This is a genomic window from Pseudomonas sp. MT3 (assembly GCF_054720805.1).
Window position 1 is genome coordinate 78,096 of sequence record NZ_JBTVPY010000013.1, and the last position, 22,079, is coordinate 100,174.

At 64.3% G+C, this 22,079-nt stretch carries 20 protein-coding genes; 15 read left to right on the forward strand and 5 right to left on the reverse strand.

Going from position 1 to position 22,079, the window contains the following annotated elements:
- Position 1: 1 nt before the first annotated feature.
- The 14 genes from rsfS to ACYCAX_RS15230 all read left to right on the forward strand — a co-directional run bounded on the left by rsfS (position 2) and on the right by ACYCAX_RS15230 (position 15,068).
- A complete protein-coding gene (rsfS, locus tag ACYCAX_RS15165; protein ID WP_015475413.1) occupies positions 2–355 on the forward strand; it encodes a ribosome silencing factor in 354 nt (117 codons plus the stop codon).
- Positions 356–362: 7 nt separating this feature from the next.
- Complete coding sequence (rlmH, locus tag ACYCAX_RS15170) at positions 363–830, forward strand: 23S rRNA (pseudouridine(1915)-N(3))-methyltransferase RlmH (protein WP_015475414.1); 468 nt, start codon at positions 363–365, stop codon at positions 828–830.
- Positions 831–845: 15 nt separating this feature from the next.
- On the forward strand, positions 846–2,735 hold the full coding sequence (gene mrdA / locus ACYCAX_RS15175; RefSeq protein WP_015475415.1) for a penicillin-binding protein 2: 1,890 nt from the start codon (positions 846–848) through the stop codon (positions 2,733–2,735).
- A 38-nt stretch (positions 2,736–2,773) separates the two neighbouring features.
- Complete coding sequence (gene rodA, locus ACYCAX_RS15180) at positions 2,774–3,877, forward strand: rod shape-determining protein RodA (protein WP_086009589.1); 1,104 nt, start codon at positions 2,774–2,776, stop codon at positions 3,875–3,877.
- Between the two features lie 8 nt (positions 3,878–3,885).
- Positions 3,886–4,908 carry a lytic murein transglycosylase B gene (mltB, locus tag ACYCAX_RS15185; protein ID WP_086009541.1) on the forward strand — a complete coding sequence of 341 codons (1,023 nt, stop codon included), beginning with the start codon at positions 3,886–3,888 and terminating at the stop codon, positions 4,906–4,908.
- Positions 4,905–5,924 (forward strand): septal ring lytic transglycosylase RlpA family protein, encoded by a 1,020-nt coding sequence (locus tag ACYCAX_RS15190; protein WP_460248332.1) that lies wholly within the window; start codon positions 4,905–4,907, stop codon positions 5,922–5,924. Before mltB ends, ACYCAX_RS15190 begins: the two co-directional genes overlap by 4 nt.
- A 99-nt stretch (positions 5,925–6,023) precedes the next feature.
- Positions 6,024–7,181 carry a D-alanyl-D-alanine carboxypeptidase family protein gene (locus ACYCAX_RS15195; RefSeq protein WP_015475419.1) on the forward strand — a complete coding sequence of 386 codons (1,158 nt, stop codon included), beginning with the start codon at positions 6,024–6,026 and terminating at the stop codon, positions 7,179–7,181.
- 190 nt (positions 7,182–7,371) lie between these two features.
- Positions 7,372–7,683, forward strand: a complete 312-nt coding sequence (locus ACYCAX_RS15200) for a DUF493 domain-containing protein (protein ID WP_015475420.1) — start codon at positions 7,372–7,374, stop codon at positions 7,681–7,683.
- Positions 7,683–8,336, forward strand: a complete 654-nt coding sequence (lipB, locus tag ACYCAX_RS15205; RefSeq protein ID WP_015475421.1) for a lipoyl(octanoyl) transferase LipB — start codon at positions 7,683–7,685, stop codon at positions 8,334–8,336. Before ACYCAX_RS15200 ends, lipB begins: the two co-directional genes overlap by 1 nt.
- Positions 8,333–9,328, forward strand: coding sequence for a lipoyl synthase (gene lipA, locus ACYCAX_RS15210; RefSeq protein WP_041711704.1), 996 nt, complete (start codon positions 8,333–8,335; stop codon positions 9,326–9,328). The genes lipB and lipA overlap by 4 nt, the downstream gene beginning before the upstream one ends.
- Before the next feature lie 561 nt (positions 9,329–9,889).
- Entirely contained in the window at positions 9,890–10,408 is a 519-nt protein-coding gene (locus ACYCAX_RS15215) for a fimbrial protein (protein WP_015475423.1), read from the forward strand.
- Between the two features lie 58 nt (positions 10,409–10,466).
- Entirely contained in the window at positions 10,467–11,210 is a 744-nt protein-coding gene (locus ACYCAX_RS15220; RefSeq protein WP_015475424.1) for a fimbrial biogenesis chaperone, read from the forward strand.
- 196 nt (positions 11,211–11,406) lie between these two features.
- On the forward strand, positions 11,407–13,959 hold the full coding sequence (locus ACYCAX_RS15225) for a fimbria/pilus outer membrane usher protein (RefSeq protein WP_460248333.1): 2,553 nt from the start codon (positions 11,407–11,409) through the stop codon (positions 13,957–13,959).
- Positions 13,960–13,991: 32 nt separating this feature from the next.
- Positions 13,992–15,068: a fimbrial protein gene (locus ACYCAX_RS15230; protein WP_015475426.1), complete on the forward strand. Its 1,077-nt coding sequence runs from the start codon at positions 13,992–13,994 to the stop codon at positions 15,066–15,068.
- A 45-nt stretch (positions 15,069–15,113) separates the two neighbouring features.
- On the opposite strand, the gene ACYCAX_RS15235 is transcribed toward ACYCAX_RS15230, so the two are convergent.
- The gene (locus ACYCAX_RS15235) at positions 15,114–16,382 is read right to left on the reverse strand and encodes a lytic murein transglycosylase (RefSeq protein WP_015475427.1); all 1,269 of its coding nucleotides are present in this window, start codon (positions 16,380–16,382) and stop codon (positions 15,114–15,116) included.
- Between the two features lie 225 nt (positions 16,383–16,607).
- Positions 16,608–16,760: an alternative ribosome rescue factor ArfA gene (arfA, locus tag ACYCAX_RS15240; protein ID WP_015475428.1), complete on the reverse strand. Its 153-nt coding sequence runs from the start codon at positions 16,758–16,760 to the stop codon at positions 16,608–16,610.
- A 168-nt stretch (positions 16,761–16,928) separates the two neighbouring features.
- On the opposite strand from arfA, the gene ACYCAX_RS15245 reads away from it, so the two are divergent.
- On the forward strand, positions 16,929–17,279 hold the full coding sequence (locus ACYCAX_RS15245) for a YciI family protein (RefSeq protein ID WP_041711706.1): 351 nt from the start codon (positions 16,929–16,931) through the stop codon (positions 17,277–17,279).
- A 175-nt stretch (positions 17,280–17,454) separates the two neighbouring features.
- On the opposite strand, the gene holA is transcribed toward ACYCAX_RS15245, so the two are convergent.
- From holA to leuS, 3 genes are all read right to left on the reverse strand, one after another.
- Positions 17,455–18,492, reverse strand: coding sequence for a DNA polymerase III subunit delta (gene holA / locus ACYCAX_RS15250; protein WP_015475430.1), 1,038 nt, complete (start codon positions 18,490–18,492; stop codon positions 17,455–17,457).
- Between the two features lie 36 nt (positions 18,493–18,528).
- Entirely contained in the window at positions 18,529–19,143 is a 615-nt protein-coding gene (locus tag ACYCAX_RS15255; protein ID WP_015475431.1) for an LPS-assembly lipoprotein LptE, read from the reverse strand.
- 80 nt (positions 19,144–19,223) lie between these two features.
- The gene (gene leuS / locus ACYCAX_RS15260; protein WP_015475432.1) at positions 19,224–21,845 is read right to left on the reverse strand and encodes a leucine--tRNA ligase; all 2,622 of its coding nucleotides are present in this window, start codon (positions 21,843–21,845) and stop codon (positions 19,224–19,226) included.
- Between the last annotated feature and the right edge of the window lie 234 nt (positions 21,846–22,079).

Here is a 22,079-nt window from a genome sequence, read left to right on the forward strand (position 1 = left end):
CATGCAAACCGAACAACTGGTCGAACTGACCATCGCTGCCCTGGAAGATCTCAAGGCGCAGGACATCACCGTCATCGACGTGCGCGAGAAGACCAGCATCACCGACGTCATGGTCATCGCCACCGGCGCCTCCAGCCGCCAGGTCAAGTCGCTGGCCGACAACGTCCTGGAAAAGGTCAAGGAACAGGGCGTCAAGCCCATCGGCAGCGAAGGCCAGGAAGGCGGCGAGTGGGTCCTGATCGACCTCGCCAACGTCGTGGTCCACGTCATGCAGCCGGCCACCCGCCAGTTCTACGACCTCGAGCGCCTGTGGCAGGGCGCCGAGCAGAGCCGCGCTCACCACAGCGCCGAGTAAGCCTGCCGTGCGTCTGCGTCTGATCGCGGTCGGCTCGCGCATGCCGCGCTGGGTGGAAGAGGGCTGGGCGGAGTACGTCAAGCGCCTGCCCTCGGAGCTGTCCCTGGAACTGGTGGAAATCCCGCTGAACACGCGTGGCAAGAATGCCGACGTGGCGCGGCTGATCCGCCAGGAAGGCGAGGCCATGCTGAGCAAGGTCCAGCCGGGGGAACGCATCGTCACCCTGGAAGTCGAAGGCAAGCCCTGGAGCACCCCCCAGCTGGCGCAGGAACTCGACCGCTGGCGCCTGGACGCGCGCACCGTCAACCTCATGGTCGGCGGGCCGGAAGGCCTGGCGCCGGAGGTCTGCGCGCGCAGCGAGCAGCGCTGGTCGCTGTCGCCGCTGACCCTGCCGCACCCGCTGGTGCGGATCCTGGTCGGCGAGCAGATCTACCGCGCCTGGACGGTTCTGTCCGGGCACCCCTACCACAAGTAGTCGTAGCCGTTTTCGATGCCGCAGCCGATACAGCTCAAGGACCACGAGAAGGACGCCCGTCTGGTCCGCACCCGCGTCATCGTCGGCGGCGTGGCGATCTTCCTGCTCGCCCTGGTGCTGGTGGCGCGCATGTACCACCTGCAGGTGACGCAGTACGACTACCACTCGACGCTGTCGGAGAACAACCGCGTCCACGTCCAGCCGATTCCGCCCAACCGCGGGCTGATCTTCGACCGCAACGGGGTGATCATCGCCGACAACCGCCCCAGCTTCAGCCTGACCATCACCCGCGAGCGCACCGAGAACCTCAAGGACACGCTCAAGGCGCTGGTAGACATCCTCGGCCTCACCGAGGAAGACCAGGCCATCTTCGAGAAGCGCATGAAGCAGGGGCGCCGGCCGTTCGAGCCGGTGCCGATCATGTTCGAGTTGTCGGAAGAGCAGATCGCCCGCATCGCGGTGAACCAGTACCGCCTGCCCGGCGTCGACGTGGCCGCGCAGTTCGTCCGCCACTACCCGCTGGGCGAGCACTTCGCCCACTCGGTCGGTTACGTCGGGCGGATCAACGAGGCGGAGCTGAAGAAACTCGACCCGGTGGCCTACTCCGGCACCCACCACATCGGCAAGACCGGCGTGGAGAAGTTCTACGAGAACGAACTGCACGGCACCGTGGGCTACGAGGAAGTCGAGACCAACGCCCGTGGCCGCGTGCTGCGCGTGCTCAAGCGCACCGAGCCGGTATCCGGCCGCGACATCGTGCTGAGCATCGACAGCAAGCTGCAGGCCGCCGCCGAAACCGCACTGGCGGGCCGTCGCGGCGCCATCGTGGCGATCCAGCCGTCCACTGGCGATGTGCTGGCGATGGTCAGCCAGCCCAGCTACGACCCCAACCTGTTCGTCACTGGCATCAGCTTCAAGGACTACGCCGCCCTGCGCGACTCCGAGGACCGCCCGCTGTACAACCGCGTGCTGCGTGGTCTCTATCCGCCGGGTTCGACGGTGAAACCCGCCGTGGCCATCGCCGGCCTCGACGCCGGCGTGGTGACGCCTTCCACCCGCGTATTCGACCCCGGCTACTACCAGTTGCCGAACTACGACCACAAATACCGCAACTGGAACCGCTCGGGCGACGGTTGGGTGAACCTGGAAACCGCGATCATGCGCTCCAACGACACCTACTTCTACGATCTCGCCCACAAGCTGGGCATCGACCGTTTGCACGACTATATGAGCGAGTTCGGCTTCGGCCAGCGCGTGTCCCTGGACATGTTCGGCGAGGCCGAAGGCCTGATGCCCTCGCGCCAGTGGAAGCGCGCCCTGCGCCGGCAGGCCTGGTTCCCCGGCGAAACGCTGATCCTCGGTATCGGCCAGGGCTACATGCAGGCCACGCCCCTGCAGCTGGCGCAGATGACCGCGTTGCTGGCCAACAAGGGCAAGTGGATCCGTCCCCACCTGGCCAGGACCATCGACGGCAAGCCTCCGCTCGACGAGAACCCGATGCCGGACATCAAGCTCAAGGATCCGAACAACTGGGACCTGGTGGACTACGGCATGCAGCAGGTAGTCCACGGGCCCCGCGGTACCGCGCACAAGGTCGGCGCCACGTCGGTCTACCGCATCGCCGGCAAGTCCGGTACCGCGCAGGTCGTCGCGATCAAGCAGGGCGAGAAGTACAACCGCTCCAAGCTGCTCGAGCGCCACCGCGACCACGCGCTGTTCGTCGGCTTCGCCCCGGCGGACAACCCGCAGATCGCCGTGGCGGTGATGGTGGAGAACGGCGAGTCCGGCTCCGGCGTCGCCGCCCCCGTACTCAAGGCCGTGACCGACGCCTGGCTGCTCGACGAGAACGGCAAGCTCAAGCCCGAATATGCGCCCCAGGCCACGGCGGAGGCGTCCAAGCCATGAACGGTAACTTCGACCGCACGCTGTCCAACGAAGACGTGATGAAGCGGCGCTCCAGCCTGCTGCAGCGCCTGCACGTCGACGGCCTGCTGCTCCTGCTGCTGCTGACCCTCGGTTCGGTCGGCCTGTTCGTCCTCTACTCGGCCAGCGGCAAGAGCTGGGACCTGCTGATCAAGCAGGCGTCGTCCTTCGGCCTGGGTCTGGGGGCGATGTTCGTTCTGGCGCAATTCGAGCCGCGCTTCCTCGCCCGCTGGGTGCCGCTGTGCTACCTGATCGGCGTGGCGCTGCTGGTGGTGGTGGACGTGATGGGCCACAACGCGATGGGTGCGACCCGCTGGATCAACATCCCCGGGGTGATCCGCTTCCAGCCGGCGGAGTTCATGAAGCTGCTGATGCCCATGACCATCGCCTGGTACCTGTCCAAGCGCTCCCTGCCGCCGAGCCTCAAGCACAGCGTGGTGGCACTGGCGATGATCGTGGTGCCCTTCGTGCTGATCCTCAAGCAGCCGGACCTGGGCACCGCCATGCTGGTACTGGCCTCCGGTGCCTTCGTCCTGTTCGTCGGCGGCCTGCGCTGGCGCTGGATCATCATGGCCGTGTCGGCCGCGGTGCCGGTCGCCGTGGGCATGTGGTACTTCGTCATGCACGACTACCAGAAACAGCGCGTACTGACCTTCCTCGACCCGGAAAGCGATCCGCTGGGCACCGGCTGGAACATCATCCAGTCCAAGGCCGCCATCGGTTCGGGCGGCGTGTTCGGCAAGGGTTGGCTGCTGGGCACGCAGTCCCATCTGGATTTTTTGCCCGAAAGCCACACGGACTTTATCATTGCCGTGCTCGGCGAAGAGTTCGGCATGGTCGGGGTGAGCCTCCTGCTGGTGCTGTACCTGCTGGTGATCTACCGGGGGCTGGTGATCACCGCCCAGGCGCAGACGCTGTTCGGCAAACTGCTCGCCGGCAGCATCACCATGACCTTCTTCGTGTATGTGTTCGTCAACATTGGTATGGTCAGTGGGTTGTTGCCAGTGGTGGGGGTACCGCTGCCCTTCATTAGTTACGGCGGAACTTCGCTGGTGACCCTGATGTCAGGGTTCGGGGTTTTGATGTCGATCCATACCCATCGCAAGTGGATCGCCCAGGTTTGATGACAAGAGTGAAGAAAGGAATGCAAGTACTGCGCGAATGGGCAGCCAGGGGAATGCATTGGGTCGGGCTCGCGGGGGCGATCGGCATGTCCGGTGCCGCGCAGGCGGGCGACTACGATGGTTCGCCCCAGGTCGCGGAGTTCGTCAGCGAGATGACCCGTGACTACGGCTTCGCCGGCGAACAGCTCATGGGCCTGTTCCATGACGTGGAGCGCAAGCAGTCCATCCTCGACGCCATCTCCCGTCCCGCCGAGCGGGTCAAGACCTGGAAGGAATACCGCCCGATCTTCGTCACCGACGCGCGCATCAATCGCGGCGTGGACTTCTGGAACCAGAACGCCGAAGCCCTGGCCCGCGCCGAGCAGGAATACGGCGTACCGGCCCAGTACATCGTCTCCATCATCGGCGTCGAAACCTTCTTCGGCCGCAACACCGGCAACTTCAAGGTGATGGACGCGCTGGCCACCCTGGGCTTCGACTACCCGCCGCGCGCCGACTTCTTCCGCAAGGAACTCAAGCAGTTCCTCCTGCTGGCCCGCGAGCAGCAGGTCGACCCGCTCAGCCTGACCGGCTCCTACGCCGGCGCCATGGGGCTGCCGCAGTTCATGCCGAGCAGCTTCCGCGCCTACGCCGTGGACTTCGATGGCGATGGCCACATCAACATCTGGAGCGACCCGACCGATGCCATCGGTAGCGTCGCCAACTACTTCAAGCAGCACGGCTGGCACACCGGCGAGCCGGTGGTGTCGCAGGCCGAGCTGGGCACCTCCACCGCCGAGGACGCCCTCACCCAGGGCCTCGAGCCGCAGATGAACCTGAGTCAGCTACGCTCTCAGGGCTGGCGCACCCATGACGTGCTGCGCGACGACCTGATGGTGACCGCCATGCGCCTGGAAGGTGACCAGGGCACCGAATACTGGGTCGGCCTGCCGAACTTCTATGTGATCACCCGCTACAACCGCAGCGCCATGTACGCTATGGCGGTCCATCAGCTGGCCGGCGAAATCGCCAAGGCGCGAGGTGTCCATTGAGCAAGCGAATCAGCAGTCCCGGCCTCCGGTCCGTCGCCTGCATCGGCCTGAGCGCCGTGTTCCTCGCCAGTTGCACCGGTAACCGCGCGCCTCAGCCGCAGCCAGTGAACAGCGGGATCTCCGGCCCCATCGACTACAGCCGTCCACACCGCGACGGCGCTCCCTGGTGGGATGTCGACGTCTCGCGCATCCCCGATGCCGTGCCGATGCCGCACAACGGGCCGTTCAAGAACAATCCCTACACCGTACTGGGCAAGACCTACTACCCGCTGAGCAACTCGAATACCTACAGCGTGGTCGGTACCGCCTCCTGGTACGGCACCAAGTTCCACGGCCAGGCCACCGCCAACGGCGAGCAATACGACCTGTACGGCATGACCGCCGCGCACAAGACCCTGCCGCTGCCCAGCTACGTCCGCGTGACCAACCTGGACAACGGCAAGAGCGTCATCGTCCGGGTCAACGACCGCGGACCGTTCTATTCCGATCGGGTGATCGACCTGTCCTTCGCCGCCGCCAAGAAGCTCGGCTACGCCGAGAGCGGCACCGCCCACGTGAAGGTGGAGGGCATCGACCCTGACCGCTGGTGGGCCGCCCAGGGCAAGCAGCCGCCGATGATCATGGCCCTGCCGAAGATGGCCTCGCAACCAGCCGCCGCGCAGCCCCAGGTCGTGGCGATGGCGCAACCGATCGAAACCTACACTCCGCCGCCGGCGCAGCATGCAGCGCCCCTGGCGCCGGTTCAGATCGACTCAAAAAAAAACGCTTCATTACCAGCCGATGGCCTGTATCTCCAGGTGGGTGCCTTCGCCAACCCGGACGCTGCGGAGCTACTCAAGGAGAAGGTCGGCGGCCTGACGGGGGCCAAGGCCTTTATCAGCTCGGTCGTGGTCAACCAGCAGACCTTGTACCGGGTGCGCCTGGGGCCGATCGGGACGCAGGATGAAGCAAGCCGGATGCAGGACAGCATCCGCGTGGCCAAGCTTGGCCAACCCAAGCTCGTGCGCCTGGACTGAGTTTCCACGGCACGAGCCGCAGCGGTCCGTAGAGGCCGCGGCACGAGTTCCCCCCAGGGGGATTGTTTGTTTGACCATTAGTGAAACCCAGAGAGACGGATGAACATCTTCAACTTCGCCAAACGCCTGTCATTGCTTGTGCTGCTCAGCGCCCCCGTGGCCAGTTGGGCCGCTGAAGTCGTTCCCGCCGCGCCGCAACTGGCGGCCAAAGCCTGGGTGCTGATGGACGGCGCCAGCGGCAACATCCTGGTCGAGAACAACGGCGACGAGCGCCTGCCGCCCGCCAGCCTGACCAAGCTGATGACCGCCTACATCGCCACCAAGGAAATCGAAGGCGGCCGCATCACCGAATCCGACCAGGTCACCGTCAGCGAACACGCCTGGCGCACCGGCGGCTCGCGCATGTTCATCAAGGTCGGCTCCCAGGTCTCGGTCAGCGACCTGCTGCACGGCATCATCATCCAGTCCGGCAACGACGCCTCCGTCGCCTTGGCCGAGCACATCGCCGGCAGCGAAGATGCCTTCGCCGACATGATGAACACCACCGCGCAGAAGCTGGGCATGACCAACTCCCACTTCATGGACGCCACCGGCCTGCCCAACCCGGACCACTACTCCTCCGCCAAGGACATGGCCGTCCTCGCCCGCGCCATCATCTACGGCGAGCCGACCCACTACGCCATCTACGCGCAGAAAGAGTTCCTCTGGAACAACATCAAGCAGCCCAACCGCAACCTGCTGCTGTGGCGCGACAAGACCGTCGACGGCCTGAAGACCGGCCACACCGACGAAGCCGGCTACTGCCTGGTGGCGTCCGCCATGCGCGACGGCCAGCGCATGATCGCTGTCGTCTTCGGCACCAACAGCGAGCAGGCCCGCGCCGCCGAAACCCAGAAACTGTTGACCTACGGCTTCCGCTTCTTCGAATCGCAGACCTTCTACAAGAAGGGCGCCGAGCTGACCAAGGCGATGGTCTGGAAGGGCTCCGAGCACGAAGTCAAAGCCGGCCTGGCCGAAGACCTGACCATGACCATGCCGCGCGGCCAGCTCAAGCAGTTGCAGGCCAACATGGTCGTCGAGCCCAGCCTGATGGCGCCGATCCAGCAGGGTCAGGTCATCGGCAAGGTCGAGGTCAAGCTGGGTGACAAGGTCGTTCGCACCTCCGACCTGGTCGCCCTGAACGCCGTGGAAGAAGGCGGCTTCTTCCGCCGTATCTGGGATAGCCTGCGCCTGTTCTTCTACGGCCTGTTCAACTGATCGCCTGTCCCGGCCTCGTACTTTTGTATACAAAGCCGGGATTGAGCCCTACGCGCAGTCGCAAACTCGGGTAAAATGCCCGCCTGCGACTGCGCGGTTCCCCTGCGGCCCGGCAGCCGTCGTCCGATCCACCCGGAGCGTCCCCACCCTGGACGCTCATGCGGAGGCGGGCCACCCGCCCGCGAGTGTCATGACTGATACCCCTGATTCTGTCGATCGTCTCAATACCGAGAATGAGCAACCCGCACCGAAGATCGAGTTCCCCTGCGAACGCTATCCGATCAAGGTCATCGGTGACGCCGGCGAAGGCTTCTCCGATCTGGTCGTCGAAATCATCCAGCGCCACGCGCCCGACCTCGACGTCACCACCCTGGTCACCCGTGACAGCCGCAACGGCCGTTTCCTGTCCGTGCAGGTGCTGATCACCGCCACCGGTGTCGACCAGTTGCAGAACATTCATAAAGACCTGCGCGCCACCGGCCGCGTTCACATGGTGATCTGATGGGCGGCACGCTGGGCTTTCGCGAGCTGGGCATCCAGCCCTACGAGCCAACCTGGCACGCCATGCAGCGCTTCACCGCCGAGCGCGACCCCGCCACGCCCGACGAAGTCTGGCTGCTCGAACACCAGCGCGTGTTCACCCAGGGCCAGGCCGGCAAGGCCGAGCACGTCCTGTTCCCCGGCGACATCCCGGTGGTCCAGGTCGACCGCGGCGGTCAGGTGACCTACCACGGCCCCGGCCAACTGGTCGCCTACCTCATGCTTGACGTGCGCCGCTCCGGCATTGGCGTGCGCGACCTCGTCTCGCGCATCGAACAGAGCCTCATCGGCCTGCTCGAAGGCTACGGCGTCACGGCCGTGTCCAAACCCGACGCGCCGGGCGTCTATGTCGATGGCGCGAAAATCGCTTCCCTCGGCCTGCGCATCCGCAACGGCCGCTCCTTCCACGGCCTGGCCCTCAATGTGGACATGGACCTGGAACCCTTTCGACGCATCAATCCCTGCGGTTACGCAGGCATGGCCATGACCCAGCTGAGTCAGCTGGCCGGCCCCATCGCATTGGCCGATGTGCGCGAGCGCCTGCGTGGCGAACTCGTCCAGCGCCTTGGCTACGCGGCACAGAAGACCCTAACGGGCGGGATCCAACCTAGATGAGCACTGTTGTGGACAACGCAGGTCAGGCAGCCCCGGCCGCCAAGCCGGGCAAGGTGGAAGTCGGCGTCAAGCTGCGCGGCGCAGAGAAGGTCGCGCGCATTCCGGTGAAGATCATCCCCACCGAGGAACTGCCGAAGAAGCCCGACTGGATTCGCGTGCGCATCCCCGTTTCTCCCGAGGTCGACCGCATCAAGCAACTGCTGCGCAAGCACAAGCTGCACAGCGTCTGCGAAGAGGCCTCCTGCCCGAACCTGGGCGAGTGCTTCTCCGGCGGCACCGCGACCTTCATGATCATGGGCGACATCTGCACCCGTCGCTGCCCGTTCTGCGACGTCGGCCACGGCCGTCCGAAGCCGCTGGATGTCGACGAGCCGAGCAACCTCGCCATCGCCATCGCCGACCTGCGCCTGAAGTACGTGGTGATCACCTCGGTGGACCGCGACGACCTGCGTGACGGCGGCGCCCAGCACTTCGCCGACTGCCTGCGCGAGATCCGCAAGCTGTCCCCCGGCGTACAGCTGGAAACCCTGGTCCCGGACTACCGCGGGCGCATGGACATCGCCCTGGAAATCACCGCCAACGAGCCGCCGGACGTATTCAACCACAACCTGGAAACCGTACCGCGCCTGTACAAGTCCTCGCGTCCGGGCTCCGACTTCGAGTGGTCGCTGGACCTGCTGCAGAAGTTCAAGCAGATGGTCCCGCACGTACCGACCAAGTCCGGCCTGATGCTCGGCCTGGGCGAGACCGACGAGGAAGTCATCGAAGTCATGCACCGTATGCGCGAGCACGACATCGACATGCTGACCCTCGGACAGTACCTGCAGCCCTCGCGCAACCACCTTCCGGTGCAGCGCTTCGTCCACCCGGACACCTTCGCCTGGTTCGCCGAGGAAGGCGCGAAAATGGGCTTCAAGAACGTCGCCTCCGGCCCGCTGGTACGCTCCTCCTACCATGCCGACCAGCAGGCGCACGGCGAGAAGATCGGCTAGGTTCTGGCGAAGGCGCCCGCGGGCTGCACGCGTGACGCTGCGTTGAAACCGGTTCGGAATGCTCGTTTACAGCACGTAGATTCCGCTTCCTCACCGGTTTGACGCGCTGGCGCTCGTCCATCGGCTGTTGCCCTCGTTGCTCCTCGCCTGGCCATCGCTCGACGACTTTTCGTGCAGAGCCCGGTCTGTCGCTGCAGGAAACGCCGCTTTTCCGCGAGGATAGGCGGCGTTTTCTTGTTTGTGCACTCTACAACCCACTGCTACTTCGTGCCCTGCGAGGGTGCGTTCGGAGCCTGGTAGGGTGGTTGAAAAGCTTTTGAATATAAGGGGTTACATTGGTAACTGGTGTGAATTGCTAGCGATTGTCACTTGTTTATGGGTGATTGGTATTACCAGATAGGAAATTTCCTTCAGAGGTTCTGGAAATACCTGACTCCTCCTCGTATTTGCCCCCCAATAGAATCAGTGCAGGCATGGACGATGGTCCCATTAAGGGGCCGGTCCTGCCGAGCAAGCCTCCTCCGAGAGGCGCCAGCACAGAGCAAATCGAGGAAATTTCAGATGAAAAAGCTTCATGCCGCCGTCGCCCTGATCGCCCTGGGGTTGGGCAGCAATGCCTTCGCCTATGACGCACTGGTGAACTTCAATGGCGAGGTGACGGACCAGACCTGCAAGATCGACGGTAGCGACAGCGCCGTTACCAAGACCGTCAACCTGCCCACCGTAAGCGTCAACGCGCTGGCAACCGTCGGCGACTGGGCCGGCCGCACTCCGTTCAACTTCCAGTTGACCGACTGCAGTTCGGCGCGTGCCACGGCGCACTTTGAGCCGGGTCCGACCATCGATACCGCGAACGGCAACCTGATCAACCAGGCCGCCGCTGGTTCGAATGCGCAGATTCAACTCCTCAATGACTCGTTCTCCCCGATCAACCTGGCCACCAACGGCGGTTCCCAGACGGTGGACACCTCCAGCGGCAGCGCGACGCTGCAGTACTACGCCCAGTACTTCGCCAATGTCGCGCCGGTAATCGCTGGTCCTGTAACGTCCAGCGTCTACATGACCCTCGACTATCAGTAAGCCCCGTTCCGGGGCCCTGGCCCCGGACGGTTTTCGCGATTTGAATTGTGGTGATGCAATGCGCAGGTCCCTTTCTCGCACCCTCCTGACCTCCCTGGTAGCCGTTGCCTCCCTGTCGTCCCTGATGGCGCAGGCCAATGTGGTGATTACCGGAACCCGGGTCGTCTATCCCGCAGCTGAGCGTGAAGTCACCGTGAAGCTGACCAACGCAGGAACAACGCCCGCCCTGGTGCAAGCCTGGGTGGACAGGGGGGATCCCAAGACCCGTCCCGAGCAATCCGACGCTCCATTCGTGGTGACGCCGCCGGTTGCCAGGCTCGATGCCAGCAAGGGGCAGACGTTGCGCATTGCGTTCACCGGCGAATCCCTTCCAGGCGATAGGGAGAGCGTGTTCTGGCTGAATGTTCTGGATGTCCCGCCGCTGCCAACGCAGAAGGACATCAACTACATGCAGGTGGCCTACCGCTCCCGGATCAAGCTGTTCTATCGCCCGGCGGGCTTGCCCGGCAATCCCTCGCAGGCGGCCGAGAAACTGGCCTGGACGCTGACGCCGGATGCTCACGGCCTGGCGCTGAATTGCACCAATGCCAGCGCCTACCACCTGTCCCTCGGCAGGGTGACATTGCTCGTCGCCGGCAAACGCTTCACCAGCGATGCCGACGGCATGGTCAGGCCGGGTTCCACCATGAGCTTCCCTTTGAAGGGGCTTGCTACTCCACCAACCGGCGAGATGAAGGTCACCTACAACTGGATCAACGACTACGGTGCGTCGATCCCGGGTGAGTCCCTACTGCGACGCTGATCCAAGTATTACAGCCTATCGCTTTCTCCTTATCTCTCACGTCTTTCCGGGATGAATGTCCCGCCTGCCGTATGGCATCCGTATGCCCGGCGGGCGAAGGGGGACCATGAACAGGATCAGAAGTTTTCAACGAATTTCCCGCTTTGGAAATGCTGGGAGGCGGGCGTGCGGACTGCACTCCGCCAGGTCGTGGTTGATGCTGGGAATGCTGTCTGCTGCTGTCGGCATCTGTGCCGAAGCGCTGGCGGACGTGTCCAACCAGTTCGCTGCCTTCAACCCCAGCTTCTTCAGCAATGGCGAGGGCGGCACTTCGGTCGATCTCTCGCGCTTCGAGAATGGCAATCCCGTCGATCCGGGCAATTACCGGCTGGATGTCTATGTCAATGGCAACTGGATCGGCCGGCAGGACGTCAGGGGCGTCAGCGGGGAAGGCAAGAACGCCGCGCCTGGTTACTGCTTCAAGCGCGGCCAGCTTCGGGCCATGGGTATCGATTTCACCAAGCTGCCCAAGGGCAGCCAGAGCAGCGGCCATGAGCCGGAGTGCCTGGATCTCCAGCAGACCGTCCCCGGTAGCACACTGGATGTTGACATGTCCGAACAGCGTGCCACCATCAGCGTACCGCAGGCCTATGCAGGCCGGCGCGCGCGTGGATATGTCGACCCTGGCGAATGGGACAGGGGCGTGACCGCCGGTTTCCTTTCCTACAATGCCAACGTCTTCCAGACCGACAGTCGTGATGGCGCCGACAGTACCCAGTACTACGCCGGCGTCAATGCGGGCCTGAACCTGAAGGACTGGCGTGTGCGTTACAACGGCTCGTACAACCGCAGCCAGACCCAGGGCGCTCCTTCCTCCAGCCGTTTCGACTCGCTGAACGCCTATGCCCAGCGGGATGTCACCGCCCTGAAGTCGCAACTGACCCTGGGGGAGTACTACAGCCCGAGCGACCTGTTCGACAGCGTTCCCTATACCGGCGTCCAGCTGGGATCGGACGATCGCATGCGTCCGGACTCCCAGAACGGCTTCGCGCCGACGATCCGTGGCGTTGCCGATACCAATGCGCGGGTCACGGTCAAACAGGGTGACAACACCCTGTACGAGACCACGGTGGCGCCCGGCCCGTTCGTTATCGATGACCTGTACAACACCGGCTATGCCGGCGACCTGACGATCGTGGTGACGGAATCCGACGGGCGCGTGAAGTCGTTCGTCGTGCCCTATGCGTCGGTGTCGCAACTGGTGCGGCCTGGGGTGACCCGCTACAACGTCACTGCCGGCCAGTATCGCGACGACAACCTGCACGATGCGCCCAGCTTCGTACAGGGCACCTACCAGCACGGCGTCTCCAATCTCATGACTGCCTACGCCGGCGGGATCGTCGCCGAGAAATATCTGTCCGGTATGGGCGGCCTGGCTTTCAGCACGCCGCTCGGTGCACTGGCTGCGGATGTCACTTATTCCCAGGCCAGCGGCCTGCCGGACGGCATCGACACCAGCAGTTCCATGAGTGGACAGAGCTACCGGCTCACCTACAGCAAGCTGCTGGATGCCACCAGCACCAACTTCACCGTGGCTGCCTATCGGTTCTCCAGTGCGGATTTTCTCAATCTGCAGGACTACGCATGGCTCAGAGACAGCGACGATCCGAACCGCCAGGTCTATCGCCAGCGCAACCGTTTCCAGCTCAGTGTTACCCAGCCGCTGGGAGAGTACGGCAGTTTCTACTTCACCGGCTCCAGGCAGGACTACTGGAACCGCAGCCAAGGCAATACCACCTTCCAGGCCGGTTACAACACCGGCTTCAGTTGGGGCAGCCTCGGTCTGTCGGCCTCGCGTACGCGTAATGAGGACGGGAATTTCGACAGCACCTACATGGTGACCGTGAACCTGCCCATCGGCGCCACCTCATCCAGTCCGATGTATCTGAGCACCACCACCAGCTATTCCGACAGCAGGAACAACAGCCTCCAGACCAACCTCGGCGGCAGTCTGGGCGAGCAGCATCAGCTCAGCTACAACCTCTTTGCTTCGGCATTGAAGAGCGACGGCGACAGGTCCGGTAGCGAAGGATTGTCCGCCACCTACAACGCGCCGATGGCCGCCTTCAGCGCTTCTGCGAGCAACGGCGATGACTACAGGCAGGCCAGTTTCGGTGCCCGTGGCAGCCTTGTGGCCCATCCTGGCGGGGTCAACTTCACCCAGAACCAGGGCGAAACCATGGCCATCGTCGAGGCCAAGGGCGCCGGCGGCGCGAAGGTACTCAACAATGTCGGCGCCAAGGTATCCGACAATGGTTACGCGGTGGTATCCGGCCTGATGCCCTACCGGCAAAACGAGGTCGAGATCGATCCCAAGGGAATCTCTCCGGATGTGGAGCTGGAGGTGACCTCGCAATCGGTGGCGCCCCGTTTCGGTTCCATCGTGATGCTCAAGTACCCGACCGTGGCGGGAAAGCCGGTACTCCTCCAGGTGACCCGGGATGACGGTATAGCCATTCCGCTCGGTGCTGAGGTGCTGGATGCCGATGGCAAGCCGCTGTCGATGGTCGGGCAGGGCGGGCAGATCTTCCTCCGCGGCATTGCGGAGCAGGGGCGGCTGCTGATTCGCTGGGGCGAAGGGGAGGGGCAGAGCTGCCGCCTCGGCTACAGCCTGCCCTCCGAATCTGCGAAGGGGGCTGTCGTGCAGAAAGTCGCGGTGCGCTGCCAGGTCGTTACCCGCGGCGGCGCCCTGGCGCTTTCCGGGACCTGAGCGTCCCCATCAATCGAAACGAGGTCTGACGGATGCGTTGCAATCATTTCTTCCAACTGCCATGCAGGCAGTGGGCTCTCGCACTGCTCATGCTTGCGGCGGTTCTTTCGCACATCGGTTCGGTCCGGGCGGACTGCAAGGCGTTCAATGGCAGCCTGCCACAGAGCCTGGACTACAACATGAGCGTGGTGGTGCCAGAGGGCCTGTCTGCCGGGGCAACCATTCCCGGCACCTATCGCCCCTTCACCATCACCGGCGCCTGCACACCTGACGCGTGGGTCGGTAACGGCGCACCTCCACCCGCGGTCGGTTCCACGATCGTGGCCTGTGTGGCCAGTGGAACGGCCAGCCCCGTACCGGGTATTCCTGGCGTGTACTCCACCGGTATAGCCGGCGTGGGCATGGCCCTGCTGGATGCGTCAGGCAATCGGGTCCAGAACGCACAGAACCAGCAGTGCGCTTCCCATTTCGGTCAGCTCCAGGGCGGAGGAACGGCGCCATACACGCTCTTGTACAACCTCACCGGGGCCATGGAACTGGTCAAGACCTCTCCGGCTGGAACTCCGGTTGACTCCGGCATGCTGACCAGCGCCAACGCGGCGTGGCTGTTCGGTGTCTATGAGACGCTTTGGGTACTCAACTACAGCAGTGGTGCCTTGGCGCCTTCCATGATCTCTCCAGCGGGAAACCTGCAGATATCCAGCGTGACCTGCACGGTCACCAGCCCGAGTACGGTGCAGTTGCCCAAGGTAGGACTCTCCGCGCTTTCCCGGGTGGGTTCGGTCGCCGGAGGAACGCCCTTCAATATCGGCCTGCTGTGCAACAAGAACCTGAAGGTCGGGATCAGGATGGAAGCGGCGCCTGGCGTGACGGCGGTAGATTCCCAGTCCGGGATACTGGGTTCCCAGGGCACCGCCCAGGGTGTCGGCATTCAGTTGCTGAAAAGCGACTTCTCGTCCATGCCACTCGATCAGCGCGTGGATCTGGGCAATATTTCCGCCAACGGCCAGGTCAGTTTCGGGTATTTCGCCCGCTACCATAGAACGGGTACCACCATTTCGCCCGGGACCGTGCAGAGCCAGATGGTGTTCACCTTCGATTATCAGTGACAGTCGCCCTCCGCGGCCTACCCCATCAGGCCGTGGTTGTCGTCCTTATCTACCGGAACGCAGTCGGCCGAGCAGGACAGGGGTTGGATACCCGTCCGCCGGGAGCCCCTGGGATTGCTGGTAGGCGCGGATGGCCTTGCGGGTATTGGCACCGATGATGCCATCCGCCGTGCCAGGGTCGAATCCGCGCTTGGCCAGGCACTGCTGCAGCTCGATCCGCTCTGTGCGGGAGAGCGGCGCGTCATTCACCGGCCACTGCCCGACCAACTGACCGCCACCCTTGAAGCTATCCGCCAACAGTCCTACTGCCAGTGCATAGGACGTGGAGTTGTTGTACTTGAGGATGGCGCGGAAGTTGTCCGTCACCAGGAAGGCCGGCCCGCGATAGCCCGCCGGTAGCAGCAACGAGGCACTGGCGTGTGGCTCGGCCGGCAGGTTGCCGTTCATGGGTTGTACATCCTGGCGCTGCCATTCGGATACGGGTTTGCGGATATCCATATCGGCCTGCGCGTAGTCGAAGCCCTGTGGCAGACGTACTTCGAAGCCCCAGCTTTGCCCGCGCCGCCAGCCGGACGTACTCAGGTAATTCGCCGTGGAGGCCAGGGCGTCGGTGGGCGAGCTCCAGATGTCGCGCCGGCCGTCGCCGTCGAAGTCCACGGCATAGCGGTTGTAGGTGGTGGGGATGAATTGGGTCTGGCCCATCGCGCCGGCCCAGGAGCCGATCATGTTGCTCGTCGGCACATCGCCGTGCTGGAGGATTTGCAACGCGGCGATCAGTTGGTTGCGCCCGAAGTCCGGGCGGCGGCCTTCGTAGGCCAGGGTGGCCAGCGAGCGGATCACGTTCTTGCTGCCCATCTGCTGGCCGAAGTTGCTCTCCATGCCCCAGATGGCCACCACGGCTTCGCGGTCCACGCCGTAGGTGGTGTCGATGCGTTGCAGCGTCTCGGTGTTCTGCAGCAGCCGGTCCTGCCCGTTGCGCACCCGTGCCGGGGAGACAGCGCTTTCCAAGTATTGCCAGACGGGGCGGGTGAACTCGGGCTGGCTGCGGTCGGCTGCGACCACCGAATCATCCGGCTCGAGGCCGGCGAAGGCCGCATCGAAGGTCTGCGCGCTGATGCCGGCAGCCAGGGCCTGGACACGAAAGCCCTCGCGCCACTGAGCGAAACTTTGCGTGGGCTGCGCGGCGGATGTCGCGCCGGACACACCCTGAGGTGGTGCCTCGGCACAGGAAGACAGCAGGCCAAAGGTGGTCAGCGACAGGATGACGGCGAGCAGGCAGCGTTGGCCGACAACAGATGAAACGGGCTTGCGCATTGCTCTCCTCGAGTATTGGCAGGGGAGCGGCCACCTTAGCATGGCCACTGTAACGCGTCTGCGTTGGATGCAGAGGCGGTCGGATGGTCACGGCGGGGGAATTCCCGTATCGGCCCTGGGGTGCGCTGGCTCAGTCAAGGCTGGAGGGAAGGATGATGAGGGCGGTACTGCGTGGGGCTTCACGGCGGTGAGGCTGTCCGGCTGAAAGCGGGAGGTCCGAGGTTTTCAGGCCGCCAGAAGCGAAGAAGCCTCCCAATTGTGGGAGGCTTCGCGGCGGTAGCTGCCTTTGCCTTTGAGGGGCTTTTCCTGGCGGCTGCGGAACAGCGGTTGTGCGATCAGGGATTTGGCCTTGTTCGGCCGTTTGGAGCGCTTTGCCATCTGGGTGTCCTCATCGACGCCGGCCCCGTGCCGGCGCGCGCATGTTCTGCCTATTTGGCACGCTTGTCCAATGCCTTTGGTCAGTCGGCGGATGGGCCAAGGCGAGTTGGCAGTTTTCGGGACTACTCTGGCTGCGGCGCCTATCTGATGACCGCGAGGACAAGAACAATGAAGTTTCTTTGCATGATCTACTTCGACGAGCGCAAGGCGGCTGAGCTGCCCGAGGCCGAACTGCGGGGCATCGTCGATGAATGCATGACCTACAGTGAGCAGTTACGCCGTAGCGGCAACTACATCGCCGCCAACGCCTTGCTGCCGACGCTGACGGGCAGGACGCTGAGAGGGCAGGGGGAGCGCCTGTCGATCACCGATGGTCCGTTCGCGGAAACCAAGGAGCAGCTTGGTGGTTTCTACCTGATCGAAGCGGCGGATATGGATGAGGCCCAGCGCATCGCCGCGAAGATTCCGCCGGGCCGCCTGGGCTGCGTGGAGGTGCGGCAAGTCCGCGAGTGGGAGTAGAGCCGATGACGCCCGGCCGCGGCTTTTCGTAGGAGCGAGCTTGCTCGCGAATGCCGTCGTACCGAAGCCTCATGGAGGTAGGGAGCCTGTCGCTGTGGGGCGCCTGACGCTGCGGCATTAGACACTGTTCGCGAGCAAACTCGCTCCTACAGGTTGCAGCAGGTCTGAAGGCGCTTCAGGCCGACGGCAGGCTGATGCGCTGTCCGGCCACCAGCAGGGCGAGGCGGGCGAGGCCGCTCCAGGGGGTGCCCGGCGCTTGCCCCTTGATCTGTGCATCGATCAGTTGGGCGTCCTGCAGCATCTGGTTCCAGCGCGGCGCGGTATGCCGTTGCAGGGCTTTGGTCATCAGCGGGCGGCGCTTGTCCCAGATGGGGGGGCGGGCCTGGCTGAAGGCTTTTTCCAGCGGCACACCCTGGCTGAACTGCTGGGCCAGGGCCGCCAGCACGCGGATTTCCCGGGCCAGCGCCCAGAGGATCACCGGCGGCTCCACACCTTCGCCGCGCAGACCTTCGAGCATGCGCAGGCAGTGAGCGGCTTCGCCGTTCAGGGCGGCATCGATCAGGCCGAAGACGTCGAAGCGCGCGCTGTCGGCTACCGCTGCCTGGACGGTGGCGGCGTCGATCTGCTGACCGTCGGCCAGCAGCTTGAGCTTTTCGATTTCCTGGGCGGCGGCCAGGAGGTTGCCTTCCACACGTGCGGCGATCAGGTCCACGGCTTCCTGGCTGGCGGCGAGGCCGGCCTGGGACAGGCGCTGGCGAATCCATTGCGGCAACTGGTGCGCATCGATGGGCCAGATCTGGATGAACTGTGCAGCATTCCCGTCGATCAGGGCCTTGGCCCATTTTGTCTTCTGCGTGCTGCCGTCGAGCTTGGGCAGGCTGACCAGCAGGACGGTGTCCTCCGGCGGGCGCTGCAGGTATTCCTGGAGGATGGCAGCGCCCTTGTCGCCGGGCTTGCCAGACGGCAGGCGCAGTTCGATCAGGCGCTTTTCGGCGAACAGCGAGAGGCTGGCGCCGGCTTCGAGCAGTTGGCCCCAGTCGAAGTTGGCTTCGGCGTTGAACACCTGGCGCTCGCCGAAATCATGCTGGCGGCAGGCCGTGCGAATGGCGTCGCAGGCTTCCTGGCAGAGCAGCGGCTCGTCGCCGCTGACGACGTAGACGGGGGCGAGGTTGCCTTGCAGGTGCTTGGCGAGTTGTCCGGGATTGAGCTTCATGATGAAAAAGGGGCCGGTGTGTCCGGCCCCTGTCTGTCACTCGGCTTGCGGAAATTCGATCGGCGACTGCTGCGGCTGGGCCTTGGCGGCGTCCTCCGCGGCTTTCTGCGCGTCCGCTTCGGCCTTGGCCTTGGCTTCGGCCTTGCGTTGCAGGTCTTCCAGCTGGGCCGGGGTGATCATCTGCAGGCGCATGGCCATCTGCTGGACCAGGTCGCGGCGCATTTCTTCGCGGATCTGCGTGGCTTCCTGGTCGGAGCCGACCAGGTTGTTCTCGTCCTGTACGTAGACCTTGCGCACCTGGACCTGGCCGTTCATCAGCAGCAGGTCGTTGGTGCCACGGATTTCGTAGTCCAGGGTGTTGGTCAATTGGTTTTCCGCGCTACGCGCCGAGCTGGTGTAGCTGACGGTACGCTGGGTCACGTTCTCGCGGGCGAGGATGACGTGGTAGGGCGCGCGCGAGACGACTTTCACGCCGCTGCCTTCGAGCACCTGCTGGAGCTGCTTGACCGTATCGCCGTAGGCATTACGCGCGGTCAGGTCGACTTCCTTGAGCGCAAAGTTCGTATCGCCCAGGCCGCGCAGTTGGAAACCGCAGGCGCTCAGCACGCTGGCCAGGCCGATCAGCGCGAGGCTGGTCAGGATACGTTTCATCAAGCTTCCCTCACTCCTGTTGATCCGGGGTGCCCGTGGCGAAGGTGCCACGGGCGAATGGGTCTTTTCCAGCGTTGCTTTTAGTTGGCGACGATATTGACCAGCTTGCCCGGCACCACGATGACTTTACGGATGGTCAGGCCGTCGGTGAAGCGCAGCACGTTCTCGTTGGCACGGGCGGCGGCCTCGACTTCCTCGCGGCTGGCGCTGGCGGGCATTTCGATGTGGCCACGCAGCTTGCCGTTGACCTGTACCACCAGTTGCAGGCTGTCCTGCACCAGGGCGGCTTCGTCGACCTGCGGCCAGCTGGCGTCGATGACGGCGCCGTCCTTGCCCAGCTCCTGCCAGACCACGTGGCAGATGTGCGGGGTGATCGGGGCGAGCAGCAGGGTGACGGTTTCCAGGCCTTCCTGCAGCAGGGCGCGGTCGGCGGCGGATTCGGCCGGGGCCTTTTCCAGCACGTTCATCAGGGTCATCACGGCGGCGATGGCGGTGTTGAACTTGTGGTGCTGGCCCACGTCCTGGCTGGCCTGGCGGATGGCCAGGTGGATGGCGCGGTGAATGGCCTTCTGTGCGTCGTCCAGCGCGGACTTGTCCACGGCGCCGGCAGGACCCGCGTTGACGTGGGCCTGGGCCAGACGCCAGACGCGGCGAAGGAAGCGGTTGGCGCCTTCGATGCCGGAGTCGGACCATTCGCAGCTCATGTCCGGCGGCGAGGCGAACATCATGAACAGGCGGCAGGTGTCGGCGCCGTAGGCGTCGATCATCGCCTGCGGGTCCACGCCGTTGTTCTTGGACTTGGACATCTTCTCGGTGCCGCCGATTTCCACCGGCAGGCCGTCGGTCTTCAGGCGTGCGCCGATGACCTTGGCCTTGGCGTCACGCTCGACTTCCACGTCCGCCGGGTTGAACCATTCCTTGCCACCGTTGGCGGCGACTCGGTAGTAGGTCTCGGCGACCACCATGCCCTGGGTCAGCAGGTTCTTGAACGGCTCGTCGGAGTCGATCAGGCCTTCGTCGCGCATCAGCTTGTGGAAGAAGCGCGCGTAGAGCAGGTGGAGGATGGCGTGCTCGATGCCGCCGATGTACTGGTCGACCGGCAGCCAGTAGTTGGCGGCCTTCTTGTCCAGCATGCCGTCTTCGAACTGCGGGCAGGCGTAACGGGCGAAGTACCAGGACGATTCGACGAAGGTGTCCATCGTGTCGGTTTCGCGCTTGGCCGGCTGGCCGCATTTTGGGCAGCTGCACGCGTAGAACTCGGGCATCTTGGCCAGGGGCGAACCGGCGCCGTCCGGCACCACGTCCTCGGGCAGGACCACCGGCAACTGGTCTGCCGGGACCGGAACGTCGCCGCAGGTGTCGCAGTGGATGATCGGGATCGGGCAGCCCCAGTAACGCTGGCGGCTGATGCCCCAGTCGCGCAGGCGGAACTGGGTGCGGGCCTGACCCAGGTTCTTGGCGGCGAGGTCGGCGCCGATGGCGTCGAACGCGGCCTGGTAGCCGAGGCCGTCGTACTTGCCTGAGTTGACGGTGACGACGCTCTCGTCCTTCAGGCCGTACCACTCTTTCCAGACGCTCGGTTCGAAATCGTTGTCGGCGCCAACCTGGGCGATCACTTGCCGGATCGGCAGGGCGTACTTGTTGGCGAATTCGAAGTCACGCTCGTCATGGCCCGGAACAGCCATCACGGCGCCTTCGCCATAGGTCATCAGGACGTAGTTGGCGATCCACACCGGCAGCTTGTCACCGGTCAGCGGGTGCTCGACGAACAGGGAAGTGGCAACGCCTTTCTTCTCCTGGGTGGCGATGTCGGCTTCGGCGACGCCGCCGCGCTTGCACTCGTCGATGAACGCCTGCAGCGACGGGTCGCGCTGGGCGGCGAGGGTGGCCAGGTGGTGCTCGGCGGCCACGGCAACGTAGGTGGCGCCCATCAGGGTGTCCGGGCGGGTGGTGAAGACCTTCATCTGGCCGGCTTCGCCGATGGAAGCCTGGTCATAGGGGAAGGCGATCTCCATGCCACGGGACTTGCCGATCCAGTTGCGCTGCATGGTCTTGACCTGCTCGGGCCAGCCCGGCAGGTGGTCGAGGCTTTCCAGCAGCTCTTCGGCGTAGGCGGTGATCTTGAAGTAGTACATCGGGATTTCGCGCTTCTCGATCAGCGCGCCCGAACGCCAGCCACGGCCGTCGATGACCTGTTCGTTGGCCAGTACGGTCTGGTCCGCCGGGTCCCAGTTCACGGTGCCGTTCTTGCGATAGATCACGCCCTTTTCGAACAGGCGGGTGAACAGCCACTGTTCCCAGCGGTAGTAGTCCGGCTTGCAGGTGGTGACTTCGCGGGACCAGTCGATGGCCAGCCCCAGGCTGTTCAACTGGGCCTTCATGTAGGCGATGTTGTCGTAGGTCCAGGCCGCCGGTGCGACGTTGTTCTTCATCGCGGCGTTTTCCGCCGGCATGCCGAAGGCGTCCCAACCCATCGGCTGCAGGACGTTCTTGCCCTGCATGCGCTGGTAGCGGCTGATCACGTCACCGATGGTGTAGTTGCGCACGTGCCCCATGTGTAGCTTGCCGCTCGGATACGGGAACATCGACAGGCAGTAGAACTTCTCCTTGCCAGCGACTTCGTCGACGCGGAAGGAGTTGTGTTCGTTCCAGAATTTCTGGGCCTGGGATTCGATCTCGAGGGGCTGGTATTGCTCGTGCATGGCGCGATTTGAACCTGTACGGAAGATAATTGTGCGGCCGGGGAGGTCGAGTGGTCCTCCGCTTCGCTGGCCCCTGAGAAGACATGGGGCGGGCGGCTACAGAAAGCCTCGTAGCATACATGACCCCTCCGCGAGCCGGTAGCCCGCGCCGTTTGTCGCACGCTCGGTGTGGCGCGGGGTGGGCCGCTAAGCTTTGCCTGAGGGCGGGAGGTTTCCGCCTGTCTTGAGGTGACT